The organism is Croceicoccus sp. BE223 (assembly GCF_031457155.1).
In the GTDB taxonomy this organism is placed as follows: domain Bacteria; phylum Pseudomonadota; class Alphaproteobacteria; order Sphingomonadales; family Sphingomonadaceae; genus Croceicoccus.
Genome location: NZ_JAVDWB010000002.1, coordinates 111,752 through 125,966 on the forward strand (window position 1 = coordinate 111,752; position 14,215 = coordinate 125,966).

The 14,215-nt window shown below is 69.2% G+C and carries 16 protein-coding genes; 6 read left to right on the forward strand and 10 right to left on the reverse strand.

All coding sequences use genetic code 11. The features are described 5' to 3' along the window. Window positions 1-89 precede the first annotated feature (89 nt). From J2X37_RS04535 to ccmA, 5 genes are all read right to left on the reverse strand, one after another. On the reverse strand, window positions 90-872 hold the full coding sequence (locus J2X37_RS04535) for a DUF4350 domain-containing protein (protein ID WP_310018292.1): 783 nt from the start codon (window positions 870-872) through the stop codon (window positions 90-92). Next, window positions 872-1,249, reverse strand: a complete 378-nt coding sequence (locus J2X37_RS04540) for a hypothetical protein (protein WP_310018294.1) — start codon at window positions 1,247-1,249, stop codon at window positions 872-874. Before J2X37_RS04540 ends, J2X37_RS04535 begins: the two co-directional genes overlap by 1 nt. 11 nt (window positions 1,250-1,260) lie before the next feature. Further along, a complete protein-coding gene (locus J2X37_RS04545) occupies window positions 1,261-2,262 on the reverse strand; it encodes a cysteine synthase A (protein WP_310018296.1) in 1,002 nt (333 codons plus the stop codon). A gap of 72 nt (window positions 2,263-2,334) precedes the next feature. Continuing rightward, window positions 2,335-2,985 (reverse strand): heme exporter protein CcmB, encoded by a 651-nt coding sequence (gene ccmB, locus J2X37_RS04550; protein ID WP_310018298.1) that lies wholly within the window; start codon window positions 2,983-2,985, stop codon window positions 2,335-2,337. Further along, window positions 2,982-3,578, reverse strand: a complete 597-nt coding sequence (gene ccmA, locus J2X37_RS04555) for a heme ABC exporter ATP-binding protein CcmA (RefSeq protein WP_310018301.1) — start codon at window positions 3,576-3,578, stop codon at window positions 2,982-2,984. The genes ccmB and ccmA overlap by 4 nt, the downstream gene beginning before the upstream one ends. Before the next feature lie 27 nt (window positions 3,579-3,605). Between ccmA and J2X37_RS04560 the strand changes: the two genes are divergently transcribed. Beyond that, complete coding sequence (locus tag J2X37_RS04560) at window positions 3,606-3,920, forward strand: 4a-hydroxytetrahydrobiopterin dehydratase (RefSeq protein WP_310018303.1); 315 nt, start codon at window positions 3,606-3,608, stop codon at window positions 3,918-3,920. An 89-nt stretch (window positions 3,921-4,009) separates the two neighbouring features. Here the strand turns inward: J2X37_RS04560 and J2X37_RS04565 are convergent, their stop codons facing one another. Continuing rightward, window positions 4,010-4,870 carry an OmpA family protein gene (locus J2X37_RS04565; RefSeq protein WP_310018305.1) on the reverse strand — a complete coding sequence of 287 codons (861 nt, stop codon included), beginning with the start codon at window positions 4,868-4,870 and terminating at the stop codon, window positions 4,010-4,012. Window positions 4,871-5,315: 445 nt separating this feature from the next. Here J2X37_RS04565 and J2X37_RS04570 point away from each other — a divergent pair, with 445 nt between their 5' ends. Next, window positions 5,316-6,974, forward strand: coding sequence for an FAD-binding protein (locus tag J2X37_RS04570; RefSeq protein ID WP_310018306.1), 1,659 nt, complete (start codon window positions 5,316-5,318; stop codon window positions 6,972-6,974). Window positions 6,975-7,225: 251 nt separating this feature from the next. On the opposite strand, the gene J2X37_RS04575 is transcribed toward J2X37_RS04570, so the two are convergent. Next, window positions 7,226-8,200 carry an HWE histidine kinase domain-containing protein gene (locus J2X37_RS04575; RefSeq protein ID WP_310018309.1) on the reverse strand — a complete coding sequence of 325 codons (975 nt, stop codon included), beginning with the start codon at window positions 8,198-8,200 and terminating at the stop codon, window positions 7,226-7,228. 88 nt (window positions 8,201-8,288) lie between these two features. Next, on the reverse strand, window positions 8,289-8,906 hold the full coding sequence (locus J2X37_RS04580; protein WP_310019501.1) for a DNA-3-methyladenine glycosylase 2 family protein: 618 nt from the start codon (window positions 8,904-8,906) through the stop codon (window positions 8,289-8,291). A gap of 142 nt (window positions 8,907-9,048) precedes the next feature. On the opposite strand from J2X37_RS04580, the gene J2X37_RS04585 reads away from it, so the two are divergent. After that, on the forward strand, window positions 9,049-9,366 hold the full coding sequence (locus J2X37_RS04585) for a 2Fe-2S iron-sulfur cluster-binding protein (protein ID WP_310018311.1): 318 nt from the start codon (window positions 9,049-9,051) through the stop codon (window positions 9,364-9,366). Window positions 9,367-9,502: 136 nt separating this feature from the next. On the opposite strand, the gene map is transcribed toward J2X37_RS04585, so the two are convergent. Continuing rightward, entirely contained in the window at window positions 9,503-10,327 is an 825-nt protein-coding gene (gene map / locus J2X37_RS04590; protein ID WP_310018313.1) for a type I methionyl aminopeptidase, read from the reverse strand. Window positions 10,328-10,397: 70 nt separating this feature from the next. Further along, on the reverse strand, window positions 10,398-11,240 hold the full coding sequence (locus J2X37_RS04595; RefSeq protein ID WP_310018315.1) for a PdaC/SigV domain-containing protein: 843 nt from the start codon (window positions 11,238-11,240) through the stop codon (window positions 10,398-10,400). A gap of 49 nt (window positions 11,241-11,289) precedes the next feature. Here J2X37_RS04595 and J2X37_RS04600 point away from each other — a divergent pair, with 49 nt between their 5' ends. From J2X37_RS04600 to argC, 3 genes are all read left to right on the forward strand, one after another. Beyond that, the gene (locus J2X37_RS04600) at window positions 11,290-12,687 is read left to right on the forward strand and encodes a leucyl aminopeptidase family protein (protein ID WP_310018317.1); all 1,398 of its coding nucleotides are present in this window, start codon (window positions 11,290-11,292) and stop codon (window positions 12,685-12,687) included. Between the two features lie 110 nt (window positions 12,688-12,797). Then, window positions 12,798-13,151, forward strand: a complete 354-nt coding sequence (locus J2X37_RS04605; RefSeq protein ID WP_310018319.1) for an SH3 domain-containing protein — start codon at window positions 12,798-12,800, stop codon at window positions 13,149-13,151. After that, the gene (gene argC / locus J2X37_RS04610; RefSeq protein ID WP_310018322.1) at window positions 13,151-14,098 is read left to right on the forward strand and encodes an N-acetyl-gamma-glutamyl-phosphate reductase; all 948 of its coding nucleotides are present in this window, start codon (window positions 13,151-13,153) and stop codon (window positions 14,096-14,098) included. The genes J2X37_RS04605 and argC overlap by 1 nt, the downstream gene beginning before the upstream one ends. Window positions 14,099-14,215 lie beyond the last annotated feature (117 nt).

Consider the following 14,215-nt stretch of genomic DNA (forward strand, 5'->3'; position numbering starts at 1 on the left):
CAAGGCGAATCCCGTGATTTCCCCGAAGAATCGGGACCGATGGATCGGCGTTCCCGTCATTTCCCCGGCCAGACCGGGATTCGCGGCGCTCAGTCGCCCTGCGCGGGCGCTTCGGCGGCGGTCACGAGGGCGGCGAGCAGCGCGCCCCCGCCCTCTCCCGCGTTGTCCCCATCGGCGAGGAAGGTCGCGTCGCCCAGCAGGAGGACGTTGCCCTTGCCCAACCGGCACGAGGCGGTCAGCGCCTGCGCCGCGCCGTCGCCGAGCCGGCAGCGGCTTTCGTGGCCCTGCCCGGTCAGTTCGAACAGGCCGCCTTCGGCCACCGGGACCGCATGGCCCGACCAGCGGGCGACGTGATCGTCGCGCGCGTCGTCGACCAGCCTCAGGCCCCAGCGCGCCAGGATCGGCGAGAGCATGGCGATCGCCTCGGGCCGGCGGCGATCGCCGAGGCCGTAGCTCGAATGCGCGTCGAGCATCGGGTCGACGATGAGCAGCAGGTGCCCGCCCGCGCGCACCCAGTTGTCCAGCGCCACGTTCTCTTCGGGCGCGAGCGCGCGCGGCTGGGCCATGACCAGCGTGCCCCCGGCGGGAAGCTGGGTGAGGTTGTCGACCGGCTTCAGCGTGCGGTTCGTCTCCAGCACCTTGCGGGCCCAATGGACCGGGGCGTCGGCCGAAAGCATGTCGGCCATGCCCCCTTCGGCCCACAGGATCGGCAGGCTGGTGAAGAGCAGCAGGTCCGACCGCGCGACCTTCGCATTCGGCTCGGAAGCGGCGGCAGTGGCGCTCGGGGACGGTGCGGGATCGGGGGAATTGGCGGAGCAGGCGGCGAGCAGCAGCAGCGCCGCGACGAGCATGAGGCCCGGACGCGGCGGCATCACTCGCCGGCCGGAGCCGGGGCGGCATCGCCGCGCGTTTCGGGCGGCATCTGTGCGGCGGGCAGGTCCTGCACCACCGGCTGGTCAGCCGGCAGTTCGGGAGCGACGCCGATGTCGACCAGCGGGTCGTTCGCGTTTTCGGGCGCCGGATCGGTCGCCGTCGCGGGCGTGGCGGCATCGTCCGCGTTGCGCGTCATCTGCGCAATCGAGCTGGCCAGCGTGACCACCAGCAGCACCGACAGCAATCCGCCGACGCCGACTTTCAGCCGTTGCGCCGCCTCGGCGCGGGTGCCGAGGAGGCCGGGGGCGGGCGGCACGTCGGCGGTGTCGCCCAAGGGACGGCCTGCGCGGGACAGGATGTTGCGATTGCGCGCCATGCGATCCGCCGTCACCGCGCCAGCCAGGGGAAGACCGGCAGGCCCTTCGCCTCCAGCCATTCGCGGTTGTAGAGCGAGGAGAGATAGCGGAAGCCGGTGTCGCACAGGATCGTCGCGACCCGCGCCGGGCGGCCCAGCCGCTCGGTCAGTTCACGCCCCAGCCGCACCGCGCCCGCGACGTTGATGCCGCTCGACAGGCCGAGGCACAGCCCTTCGTCGGCAAGCAGCTTGCGCACCCACTCCAGCCCTTCCTCGTCGGAAATACGGTATTGCGTGTCGACCGGCGCGCCCTCGAGGTTGGCGGTGATGCGGCCCTGCCCGATGCCTTCGGCGACCGAATTGCCCTCGCTCTTCAGCTCGCCCGTCTGGTAATAGGAATAGAGCGCCGCGCCGTGCGGGTCGGACAGGGCTATGGTGACGGTTTCGTCAAATTCCTTCAGCCCCATGCCGACGCCCGCCAGCGTGCCGCCGGTGCCGACCGCGCAAGTGAAACCGTCGATCCTGCCTTCCATCTGCGACCAGATCTCGGGCGCGGTCGAATCGATGTGGGCGCGGCGGTTGGCGATGTTGTCGAACTGGTTGGCCCAGACCGCGTTATCGGTCTCTTCCGCGATGCGGCGGCTGGTGTGGACGAAGTGACCGGGATTGGAAAACGGCGCGGCGGGCACGGTGACCAGCTCGGCCCCTAGCGCGCGCAAGGTGTCCATCTTCTCGCGGCTTTGTGTTTCGGGCATGACGATGACCGTCCGGTAGCCCAGCGCATTGGCGACCAGCGCGATGCCGATGCCGGTGTTGCCCGCCGTCCCTTCGACGATGGTGCCGCCCGGCTGCAGCACGCCGCGCTTTTCCGCGTCGCGCACGATCCACAGCGCGGCCCGGTCCTTGACCGAGGCGCCGGGGTTCATGAACTCGCACTTGCCGTAAATGTCGCAGCCCGCCGCCGCGCTCGGCCCGGCAAGGCGGACGAGCGGGGTGTTGCCGATGAGCGAAAGGGTATCTGGAACGGTCGTCATGGTGGGCTGAGAGGTAGGGTGCGCGAGGGCCGAGGGCAATGAAGAAAACCCGACCGGCCTGTTAGCGCCGCCTCATTCGCGCGCGGCCCGGATCGCGGCGCCCGCGGCAAAGGGCGCGAGCGCGACGAGCACGAGGCTGACCGCGCCGGTAAGCGCGATGCCGCCCGTCCCGCCCGGCAGGAGACTGCCCGCCCCGAACACCAGCAGCGGCACGGCGAGCGGCATGACGAGCAGGCCCGCCAGCGCCGCCCCGCCGCGCAGCCCCGCGGTGATCGCCGCGACCGCCACGCCCAGCGCGGCCAGCCCCGGCGTGCCCGCCAGCAGGCCCATTTCCAACGTCAGCAGCTGATCGCCTGACAGGCCGAGCAGGACCGCCGCGATCGGCGTTGCCAGCATCAGCGGCACGGCAAACGACAGCCAGTGGGCAAGGATGCGCAACGAACAGGTCCACTCCTCGGCCAGGCCGCGCAGCGCCCACTGGTCGAAGAAGCCCGCTTCGAGGTCCGGTTCGACCAGCCGGTCGAGCGGCAGGATCGCGGCGAGCAGCGCGGCGACCCAGACCACCCCGCCGCCGGTGCGCGCCAGCAGCTTCGCATCCGGGCCGACGGCGAAGGGGTAAAGCATCGCCACGGCCAGGAAGAACAGCACCGGCAGCAGCGCCCCGCCCCGCCTGCCGCCGCCCAGCAGCAGCGCGATGTCGCGCCGCAGGATCGCCCACATCATCGCGCGAATTCCGCAAGCTCGAGCCGCGCCAGCCCCGGCACCGCCACCGGCTGGTGCGAGGCGAGCAGGCACACGCCGCCGTCGGCGCAATGGCGCGCGACCAGCCGCTCGACCATCGCCACCGACGCGGTGTCGAGCCCGTTGAGCGGTTCGTCGAGCAGCCAGATCGGCGCGCCTTGCGCGATCGTGCGGGCCAGCGCCGCCCGCTTGCGCTGTCCGGTCGACAGGTAGCGGACCGGTACGTCGAGCAGGTCGCCCAGCCCGACGTTGTCGGACACCCTTTCCAGCCGGTCGTGCGCCGTGCCGTCGACCCGGGCCCAGAAGGCGAGCGCCCGGCCCAGCGGCTGGTGCGTGTCGAGCGCGGGGCGTTCGTCGAGCAGGGCGAGCGCGCCACCGCGCGCGACCGAACCGGCATAAGGGCGCAGCAGGCCGGCGAGGATGCGCATCAGGCTCGACTTGCCGATGCCGTTCGCGCCGGCCAGGTGCAGCGCCTGTCCCGGTCCGACATGAAGCGAGAGCCCCGCGAACAGGATCCTGTCCCCCCGGCGGCAGGCCAGGTCTTCGGCGCTCAGGAAAGGCTCGCTCGCATTCATCCGCCTCGTGCCCTAAGCACTTCGCGCATGACTGCCAAGACGAAGGATGGACCAGTGGTGGAACGGCTGACCGGCGATGCGCTGCACGGCGCGGTGGCGGATCTGGATGGATGGGAACTGCGCGGCGATGCGCTGGCCATCGTGCGCACGTTCGCGTTCGCCGATTTCAGCGAGGCGTTCGCCTTCATGACCCGCGTCGCGCTGATCGCGGAAAAGAGCGACCATCACCCCGAATGGTGCAACGTGTGGAACCGGGTGGACATCACCCTGACCACCCACGACGCGGGCGGCGTGTCCGCGCGCGACATCTCGATGGCGCGGGCCGTGTCGGCGCTGCTCTGACGCGCAACGACCGTCGCACAACGAAAGAGGGGCGAGCCGAAGCCCGCCCCCCCGATCTGCGACCCTCAGCGGGTCCGCGATGCTCTCGCTCAGAGGCCGTCGACGGCCTTGCTGACCAGGATGTTGACCGCGACGCGGCGGTTCTGCGCCATGCCTTCGTCGCTGTCGTTCGGCGCGGCCGGATCGGATTCCGACATGCCGGTCGGGGTCAGCATGCGGTACGGCTTCCAGCCGCAGGCCTGCTGCAGGTAGTTCACCACGCTGCTGGCGCGCTTTTCGCTCAGCATCTGGTTGTATTCCTCGCTGCCGCGCGAATCGGTGTAGCCGACGACCAGCAGCAGGGCGTTGTCCATGGCTTCGGCCTGGCTCGCCGCCGAGCAGAGCGCCTGCTTGGCATCGTCGGTCAGGTTGGCCTTGCCGGTGTCGAAGTTGACGTTGGTGGTGCCCTTGATGTTGTACTGGTCGATGTCGCCCATCCGGCCCTTGAGCGCCTCGGTCGCGGCCTCGTTGCTGGTGAAGCGCTGGTCGGTGCCGTTGAAGATCATCGACGCGGTCTTGAGATCGTCGCTCTTCATCTTGATCGACGTGGCAAGCAGGTAGTTGCCCGCCTGCTTGGTCTTCACCTCGATGGGCAGGCCGTTGAACAGCGAGGAGGCCAGCTGGGTCTTGGAGTTAAGGCCGAGGAAGCCGCCCTTGGCCTTGATCTCGGTCGCGTCGTTGATCGCGATGATGCGGTCGCCGGTTTCGGTGCGCACCTTCATCTTGTCGCCCATGCGCGCGACGATCACGCCGTCCACGTCGGGGCCCTCGGTCATCTGCGACGGATCGGGCGCGTATTCGCCGTAGACGGTGGTGAGGGTGCCGTCCTCGGCATTCTGGGCGTGCACGGCGGGGACCGCCAGCATCGTTGCAGCCAGGAGGATCGGCGTCGTCGTCTTGAGGAAGTTCATCGTTCGGGTGCTCCAGTTCATTCGAATTCGTCTCGCCCGCCCCCCTGTCGTAAGCGCCCGGGCTGCCCCCCGGAACTGACGTGGCCGGCAGCGGAACAGGCCTCGCCGGCCCCGCCTGGTTGGTGTGATGCGACAAGGGACGTCGCACAGCGCGCAGGAGGCTGTTGTGGTTAACATTGCCTGTTAATGAACCGGTCGCCGATTGGCCGCGATTTCACGGACAGGCAGAGCCGACCCTGCGATGAACCGAGCGGGATTAAGGCAGGTCCGCCTCAATTCTGCGACGGGTCGCGACGCGATTCGCTGCCGCATAACGGCTTCGCGCGCGCCTGAAAGCCCCGGCCGCAGGCACCGCTCGGGGCCGACCGCACTGCCCAAAGTCAGAGTCCGGAACGAGGCTCGTCTGCACTAATCCGTTCGCCGGGAAGAACCGGGGAGGATGGCGGTGGACGACACAACGCAAGGGACCTTCGACTTCGTCGTCGTCGGCACGGGGGCGGCGGGATTGCTGGGCGCGATCACCGCCAGTCTGCGGGGCCTGCGGCCGATCGTCATCGAAAAGGCCGACCGCTGGGGCGGCACGACCGCCACGTCCGGTGGCGTGCTGTGGATTCCCAACAACGACCTGATGCGCAAGCAGGGCGCGAGCGATTCGCCCGAAGCGGCCCGCGACTACTTGCGCGCCCTCATCGGCGAGGATGCCGACGACCGGGTGGCGGCCAAGGCGGAGGCCTTCCTGGAAAACGCGCCGGACATGGCCCGCATGCTGGCGAAGCTCGGCCTGCGCTGGTTCCGCACCACCGACCATCCCGATTACTACCCGGGCATGCCGGGCAGCGGCGTCGGGCGCACCATCGAATCCGCGATGGTGGACGGCGCAACGCTCGGCCCGCGTTTTTCGACGATGCGCTATGCCGAAGTCGACATGCCGGCGATCCACAGCGGCCAATTCGGCTCGCTCACCCGCGCGAAGACCAGCCTGCCGCTCATGCTGGAGGGGGCGAAGACCGTGGCCCTGCACGCGGTGCGCAAGCTGATGGGCAAGAAACCGTTGGGCAACGGGCGCGCGCTTGCCGCCGCGCTGATGAAGATCGTCGACGAACGCGGCATACCGGTGCGCCTCTCGACCCGCCTCGTCGAACTGGTCGTCGAGGACGGCCGCGTCACCGGCGTGATCGCCGAAAGCGAGGGCCGGCGCGAACGGCTCGATGCCCCGGCAGGCGTCCTCCTCGCCGCCGGGGGCTTTGCGCAGAACGCCGCGTTGCGCCGCGAACTGCAAGGGCGCGACCGCACCTGGAGCAACGCGATTGCCGAGGACACGGGCGACGCGCTGCAAGTCGCGATGGCGGCGGGGGCGAGCACCGAGCTGACCGACGATTGCTGGTGGATGCCGACGATCCAGGTGAACGAACACCGCAATGGGCTGGCGCTCGGCCTGCGGGCGCTGCCGGGTAGCATCGTCGTGAACGGCAAGGGGGAGCGCTACATGAACGAGGCGCGCTCCTACATGACCACCGGCAGGGTCATGCACGAACATGGCGCCGCCGGCGAACGCCACTGGCTGGTCATGGATGGGCACTTCCTCAAGCGCTACATTTTCGCCGAGCTTTCGGACAAGGCCGTCCGCGCCGAGATGGAGGCGAACGGATACCTCGTGCAGGCCGACACGCTGGGCGAACTCGCCGCCAGATGCGGTCTCGACCCGGCCGCGCTCGAGGCGACGGTCGCGCGGTTCAACGGCTTTGCCCGGACGGGCAGGGACGAGGACTTCGGGCGCGGCGAGACCGCTTACGACCGCTACTGGGCCGATCCCGGCCATCGCCCGAACCCGAGCCTTGGCGAGATTGCCCGCCCCCCGTTCTGGGCGGCGGTGATCCGGCCCGGCGACCTCGGCACCAACGGCGGGCTGCGCACCGACCGCCACGCCCGCGTGCTCGACGCGGCGGACAGGCCGATCGAGGGGCTCTACGCCGCGGGCAACGGCAGCGGCTCTCCGTTCGGGCGGACCTATCCCGGCGCGGGCGCGACGATCGCGGCGGCGGCGACCTTCGGCTATCTCGCCGCCCGCCACGCGGCCCAGCGCCGCAGCAACGCGCCGGACTGAACGGTCGGGACCAGGCGCGCGCGACAAACCGCTTTCCTACACCGCGCGGCCCCGTCACAACGGGATCCCGCTCCTTGCCATTGTGATATCCTCGCCAGAACCCCGCCGCTCGCGCGGCTGGTGTAACCCGTCGCCCATGCCGCGAAATTGCCGCGTTCCTGCGGGTTTCAGGCGGACCGGCAGGGTGACACCGTGTCGCCTTTGTCACCCTGTCGCGGCGCGGCGGCCCATCTGCGCGTCGACCGGCTTGTCTAGGCGGCGGCCCGCAACCGGATGCAACATTGCAGCCCTTCGGGGGCGAAGACCTGTTCGACCGTTCCGTCAGGGGCGAGCGCGCCCGAGATCAGCATCGAACCGAAGCCGCTGCCGCGCGGCTGTGCCAGCGGCGGCCCGCCGCGCTCCTGCCAGTCGATCTCGACCTGGCCGTCCCGGCACCCGAAGCGGATCGCGACGGTGCCTTGGTTCGTCGACAGCGCGCCGTACTTGATCGCGTTCGTCAGCAATTCGTGAAAGACGAGCGCAAGACCCTGGCCGGCCGATGCGCCCAGACGCGCCTCTTCCTCGACCAGGACCTCGACCTGGCGGCGGGTGCCGACGAGCGCGGCCAGTTCCATCTCGAGTATGGCGCTCGGCATCGTCGCGCCCGCCGCGTCGCCGACCAGCAGGTTCTGCGTCCGCGACAGGGCGCCGACCCTTCCTTCGAGTGCCTGCGCAAAGCCGGTGACATCCTCCGCCCCGCGCGCCGTCAGCCTGATCATCGAGGTGATCATCGCGAGCATGTTGCGGACCCGGTGGTTCAGTTCCTCGGTGATAAGCCGGAGCCGCGCCTCGTTCTGCTTCGATTCGGTGATGTCGACGACCTGGCCGATCAGGCTGGTCATCGTCCCGTCCGCGGCGAAGATCGGGCGTCCGGACGCCTTGATCCAGCGGTTCTCGCCCGCCGCGGTCCGGATCTGGCATTCGAAAGACCACGCCTGCCGACCGGCGATGGCGGCTTTCTGCAAGGCGTCGACCCTGCTCCGCTCGCCTTCGGCGACATGCTCGAGAAAGCGGTCGTAGCTCCATTCCGGGCTCTGGTTGTAAAACCCGAAAATCTTGTCGTGGGCCTCGTTCTTGACCGCAAGACCGGTTGAGACGTCCAGCTCCCAGACGCCGATATGGCCGCTTTCGAGAGCCAGCCGCAGGTGCTCGGCGCTTTGCTTTTCGAACGGTTGGAGATCAGGCATCGGCGCGCTTGTAGCCTGCCCCTGCTTGCGAGTCATCCGGTCGGCGTTGCCGCTATTCCTTTTGGCGGGATCAGGCCCGGCGCCGGCCCTAGAGCGCCGCGTTCTGGTAGTAGTGCCAGATGAACACCGCCGCCGCGCCGCGATGCGGTCGCCAGGGCTCGGCAAGCTCGCGGGTTTCCTTCTCGCCCGGCCTTTCGGCAAGACCCAGCAGGCGGCCGAGGCCGACCTGGACGGCAAGGTCGCCGGCAGGCCAGATATCCTCGCGCCCTTCGGCAAAGAGCAGATAGATCTCCGCCGACCAGCGCCCGATGCCCTTGATCCGGGTCAGCGCGGCGATCGCCTCCTCGTCGTCCTGGGGAAGCTGGGCAAAATCGACCTCGCCCGCACTCACCAGCTCGCACAGCGAGCGGGCATAGCCCTGTTTCTGGCGCGACAGTCCGCAGGCCCGCAGCGCTTCGAATTCGGCGGCGAGCAGTTCCTCGGGCGGCATCGCCTCGCCCAGCAGGGCCTCCAGCTTGTTCCACACCGATGCGGCGGCGGCGACCGAGACCTGCTGGCCGACGATGGTGCGCAGCATCGTGCGATAGCCGCGCTCGCGAATCCGTTCCGCCGGATAGCCGACTGCAGCCAAAGCGCGGGCCATGGCCGGCTCTTTCGCGGCGATGGCGTCCAGCCCTGCTTCGAGCTGCTTGCGCGTCAGACCCACGGCGACCTCTCTTTCGGAATAGTTCGGCAAGCCGTGCCAGCATGCCTCTTGCCAATCTGTGCTCCAGCCACTAGCAGCGCCGACGACCGGCGAAAACGGGATGGCCCGGATTTGCCCCCAACGACAGGGAATTGCTTTACCGATGCCCAAGCTGATCGTGGTGAACCGTGAAGGCGAAGAATCGACCGTCGATGCGGCGGATGGTCTTTCGGTGATGGAAGCGATCCGCGACAACGGCTTCGACGAATTGCTGGCCCTGTGCGGCGGCTGCTGCTCGTGCGCCACCTGCCACGTCTATGTCGACCCCGCCTTCGCCGACAAGCTGCCGGCGCTGAGCGAGGACGAGGACGACCTGCTCGACAGTTCGGACCACCGCAACGAGACTTCGCGCCTTTCCTGCCAGATCCCGCTTAACGCCGATCTGGATGGGCTGAAGGTTACCATCGCGCCCGAGGACTGAGGGTCGCGAACAGATTTCGGGAAGGCCGCGCGCCTGCCCAAGGGTTCGGAGAGGAGAAGCCCCGGTGCCGCGCAGCACCGGGGCACTTTCGTGTAAGGGGCGGGCGTTTAGAGGGCTGGCGAATGCGCCCGCTCGATCAGTAGGGCGGCTTGTCCAGCCCGGTCGGGCTCTTGGTAAAGATCTCGCAGCCGTCCTCGGTAATGCCGATGGAATGCTCGAACTGCGCCGACAGCGAACGGTCGCGCGTCACCGCCGTCCAGCCGTCCTCCAGCAGCTTTACCGCCGGCTTGCCCAGGTTGATCATCGGCTCGATGGTAAAGAACATGCCGGGGCGCAGTTCAGGCCCGGTTCCGGGGCGGCCGGCGTGGATCACTTCGGGCGCATCATGGAACAGCCGGCCAAGGCCGTGGCCGCAGAAGTCGCGCACGACGCCGTAGCGCTGGCTTTCGGCATGGCGCTGGATCGCCGCGCCGATGTCGCCCAGCCGGTTGCCCGGGCGGGCCATCTCGATGCCGATCATCAGGCATTCGTAAGTGACATCGACCAGCCGCTTCGCCTTCAGCGGCGCGTCGCCGACGATGTACATCCGGCTGGAATCGCCGTGCCAGCCGTCGAGCAGCGGGGTCACGTCGATGTTGAGGATGTCGCCTTCCTTCAGCGCCTTCGGACCCGGGATGCCGTGGCACACGACATGATTGATCGAGATGCAGCAGGAATGGGCATAGCCGCGATAACCCATCGTCGCGGGCACCGCGCCGCCCGCCAGCGTCAGGCGGCGGACCTCGTCGTCGATCTGCGCCGTCGTCACGCCGGGGCGGATCAGCGGCACCATCGCGTCGAGGATTTCCGCCGCCAGTCGCCCGGCCCTGCGCATGCCTTCGAAGGCGGCGGGGCCGTGCAGCTTGATCGTGCCGTCGCGCGGCAGCATGTCGTGTTCGTCGACAACCATGTATTCCGTCATGCCTGCCCATGTAGCGCCTCGCCCCCGCAATTGCGAGGGGGCGCGCGCCGCCCGGCCCGGCCGGCTCGATTCAGCGCAGTTCGAAGGCGGCCCGGTACTCCGGCCTGATCGCGTCGAGGATGGCGGGCGTCACCGGCAGGGTGATCTCGTAGATTCCCTCGGCATAAGGACCGGCGTTGTAGGCGGGGATGAGGAATCCGATCCGGTCGAAGGCTCGCCCCTTGGCGGAGCCCAGGATCACCGTCGAGTTGGCGACGGGTTCGATGCAGGCATAGAACGGGTCGCTGGGCCTCGCCTCCTTCGGCAAGCTGCCCCGCCGGCGTGCCCGTTCCTTGTCCAGCGCGGCGCAGAACGGGCCTTGCGTGGCGGTATCGAGCGATGCGGCGGACCTGAACATGTCGATCGGCTCGATCGCCTTGCCCGCCGCGCGGTCCCAGACCAGCGCGTCGAAGACCGTGCCGCCGTGCGCGCCGCCGGTGTAGGTGTAGATGCTGGCGGAAAGAGACAGGTAGCGAGGAAGGTCGGTGACGATCTGCCACTCCTTGTGATAGGCCCGGCTGCGACACGGAACGCAATCGGGCGGACTGTCCGCTTCGGCCTTTTGCCATTCGCCCTTGTTCTCATCGAAAGCGGCCTGGCGTTCGGCATCGAGCCTTTGCCGCAGAACGGAGATCGCGTCGGCTGCGGCGGGCCAGGTGTATTCGAACTGGAACCTGCCGTTATCGCCCAGCGTCACTTTCTGCGCGAAGGCCTTGCCGGACAGGGCGGGCGTCGGCGCAGGAGCCGATGCGGCGGTGGCAGCATCGCCGCCGGACCCTCTCGCCTCCTGCCGCGGTTCGTCCCGGTCCCCCTCGGAACCGCAGGCCGCGAGCGACAGGGCCAACCCCGCCAGCGCCGATGATGCGACCATCATCCTATTTTTCCCTCGCAATCGGGTTCTCCAAACGGCTAACGCAGACACCATGACCGACAAGACCGCGCTGATCCAGCCCGACCGGGGGCAGGACGCCATCGCCATCCACCTCGTCAACACCGACGGCTTCGAAGCCTGGGCCAGGACGCTGTCCGCGCCGCAACGCGCGGCGCTGGCAGCACAGAAGTTCATCGGCAAGGGATACCAGACCGCGATCGTGCCCGACAGTGCCAAGGACGGACCGGGCTGGTTCGCGGTCGGCGGGGTCGCGGACCCGGACGAACTGTCGAGCTGGTGCCTCGCCAAGCTGGCCGAAGCGCTGCCGGCGGGTACGTATCGCCGCGTCGGCGGACCCACGGGGCCGGCGCTCTACGGCTGGCAGACGGCGCAATACCGCTTCACCCGTTACAAGGACGACAAGGAGGCCGAAGGCCCGCGCGTGCTGCTGACGCAGGACGCCGCCGCCATCCCCGCCGCCGAGGCCGAAGCGGAGGCCACCGCCATGGTGCGCGATCTCGTCAACGTGCCGGCAGAGGACATGGGGCCGGAACAGCTGGAGGCGGTTGCCGCCGACCTTGCCCGGGAATTCGGCGCGAAGCTGACCGTGACGCGCGGCGATGCTCTCGAAAAAGGCTTCCCCATGGTCCATGCCGTGGGCCGGGCGGCGGCGCGCAGCCATGCGCCGCGCCTGATCGAGCTGGAATGGGGCGCCGAGGATGCGCCGCGCCTCGCCGTGGTCGGCAAGGGGGTCTGCTTCGATTCGGGTGGACTGGACATCAAGACCGGCAGTTCGATGGCGCTGATGAAAAAGGACATGGGCGGCGCGGCGCATGCCCTCGCCCTTGCCCGCCTCATCATGGGTCAGCGGTTGAAGGTGCGGCTGCACCTGCTCGTCCCGGCGGTGGAGAACGCAGTGGCGGGCAACGCCTTCCGCCCCGGCGACGTGCTGAAAAGCCGCAAGGGCCTGACGGTCGAGATCACCAATACCGATGCCGAAGGGCGGCTGGTGCTGGGCGACGCGCTGGCCAAGGCGAGCGAGGACGGCGCGGGCCTGATCCTCGATTTCGCCACGCTGACCGGTGCGGCCCGGGTCGCGCTCGGCCCCGATCTGCCCGGCCTTTTCGCGCGCGAGGACGCTACGGCGCAGGCGCTGCTCGATGCCGGAACCGCGCATGACGATCCGGTCTGGCGGCTGCCGCTGCACGAAGGGTACCGCGAGATGATGGCCAGCGACATCGCCGACCTCGTCAACTCGGCCTCGGGCGGGTTCGCCGGGGCGACGACGGCGGCGCTGTTCCTCGACCGGTTCGTCGGCGACGGGATCGACTGGGCACACTTCGATACCTTTGCCTGGCGCCCCGCCGCCAAGCCGGGACGGCCCAAGGGCGGCGCGGCACTGGGGCTCAGGGCCGCATGGCACATGTTGCAGGCGCGATACCCGGACTGACGGTCGCCGAGCGGGCCGCATGGGGGCCGCGACCATCTGCCGCCTTGCCTCAGCCTGCCGCGCGGTTTAAGCGCCCCTCTCTCGCACTGACAAGATCGCAAACCACCGCCTTGACCGACAAGTCCCCCGCCGTTCCCCAGTTTTCGAGCTATGCCCTCGCTGGACCCTCGCGCCATGCGCGCGATGCCTGCCTGCCGGTGCGCGGCGACCTGGCGCACATCCGCCTGGCGGGAGAGGTCTTCGTGCCCCACTACGCGGTGCCGATGCGCCATGTCGCGACCGCCGCCGCCTCGCTGCTGGCCGCCGCGCGCACCGATGCCGCGCACCTTGCCGAGATCGAGGCAGGCACGGTGTTCGACGTTCTCGACATCGCGGGCCGGTGGGCCTGGGGCGTGGTGGGCGGCGACGGCATCGTCGGTTACCTGCCGCTCGACGCGCTTGCCGCCGAAGGGGATCCTGCCTGATGACCGCCAGCGTCTTTATCGACGGTGCCGCCGGCACAACCGGCCTCGAAATTGCCGAGCGGCTCGCCAGCCGTGCCGATTTCACGGTGCTGACCCTGCCCGACGACCGGCGCAAGGACGACGCGGCGCGGGCCGAATTGCTGAACGATGCGGACTTCGCGATCCTGTGCCTTCCCGATGAAGCGGCGGTGGCCGCTGTCGGGATGATCCGCAACGATCGCACGCGGGTCATCGACGCATCGACCGCGCACCGCGTCGCGGACGGCTGGACCTACGGCTTTCCCGAACTGGTCGGCGAAGCGGCGGTGCGCGAGGCGCGCTTCGTATCGAACCCCGGCTGCTATCCCACCGGCTTCCTCGCGCTCGTCGCGCCGCTGGTCCGCGCCGGGCTGATCCCCGCAGACTGGCCTTACGGCTGCCATGCGGTGTCGGGCTATTCGGGCGGCGGCAAGGCGCTGATCGAGCGCTACGAAGGGGCCGACGACGCTCGTGCCACCGCACCCAGCTTCCGCGCCTATGGCCTGGCCGGCGGGCACAAGCACCTGCCCGAGATGAAGGTCCACGCCGGCCTTGCGCGCGAGCCGCTGTTCTCGCCCGCCGTCCTGCCGACCTTCCGCGGCATGATCGTGGAGGTCGCGCTGCCCGCGTCCGCCTACATCGGCCACGATGCCGACACGCTGCGCAACGCCCTCTCGGGCTTCTACGCCGGCAGCCCGATCGTTACCGTCCGCGCGCCCGATCCGGCGATGGGCGAATTGCTGCTGCCCGCGACGATGGCGCCGTGGGACGGGATCGACCTCTACGTCTTCGGCGGCGCCAGGGGAGAGCAGGCGCGCCTGATCGCGGTGCTCGACAACCTCGGCAAGGGAGCGAGCGGCGCGGCGCTGCAGAATCTCAACGTCATGGCGGGCCTTCCCGCCGATGCCGGCCTGCGCCTCGATCGCTGAATCGGGCTCGGATGTACTGCCCTTTTTTTGGGCATCGCCTTATATTTGAGCAATAATTGCCCACCGGGCAGACAGCGCGGACGGATCGTTTCGCGGATGCGGCAAATTGTGCAGCAA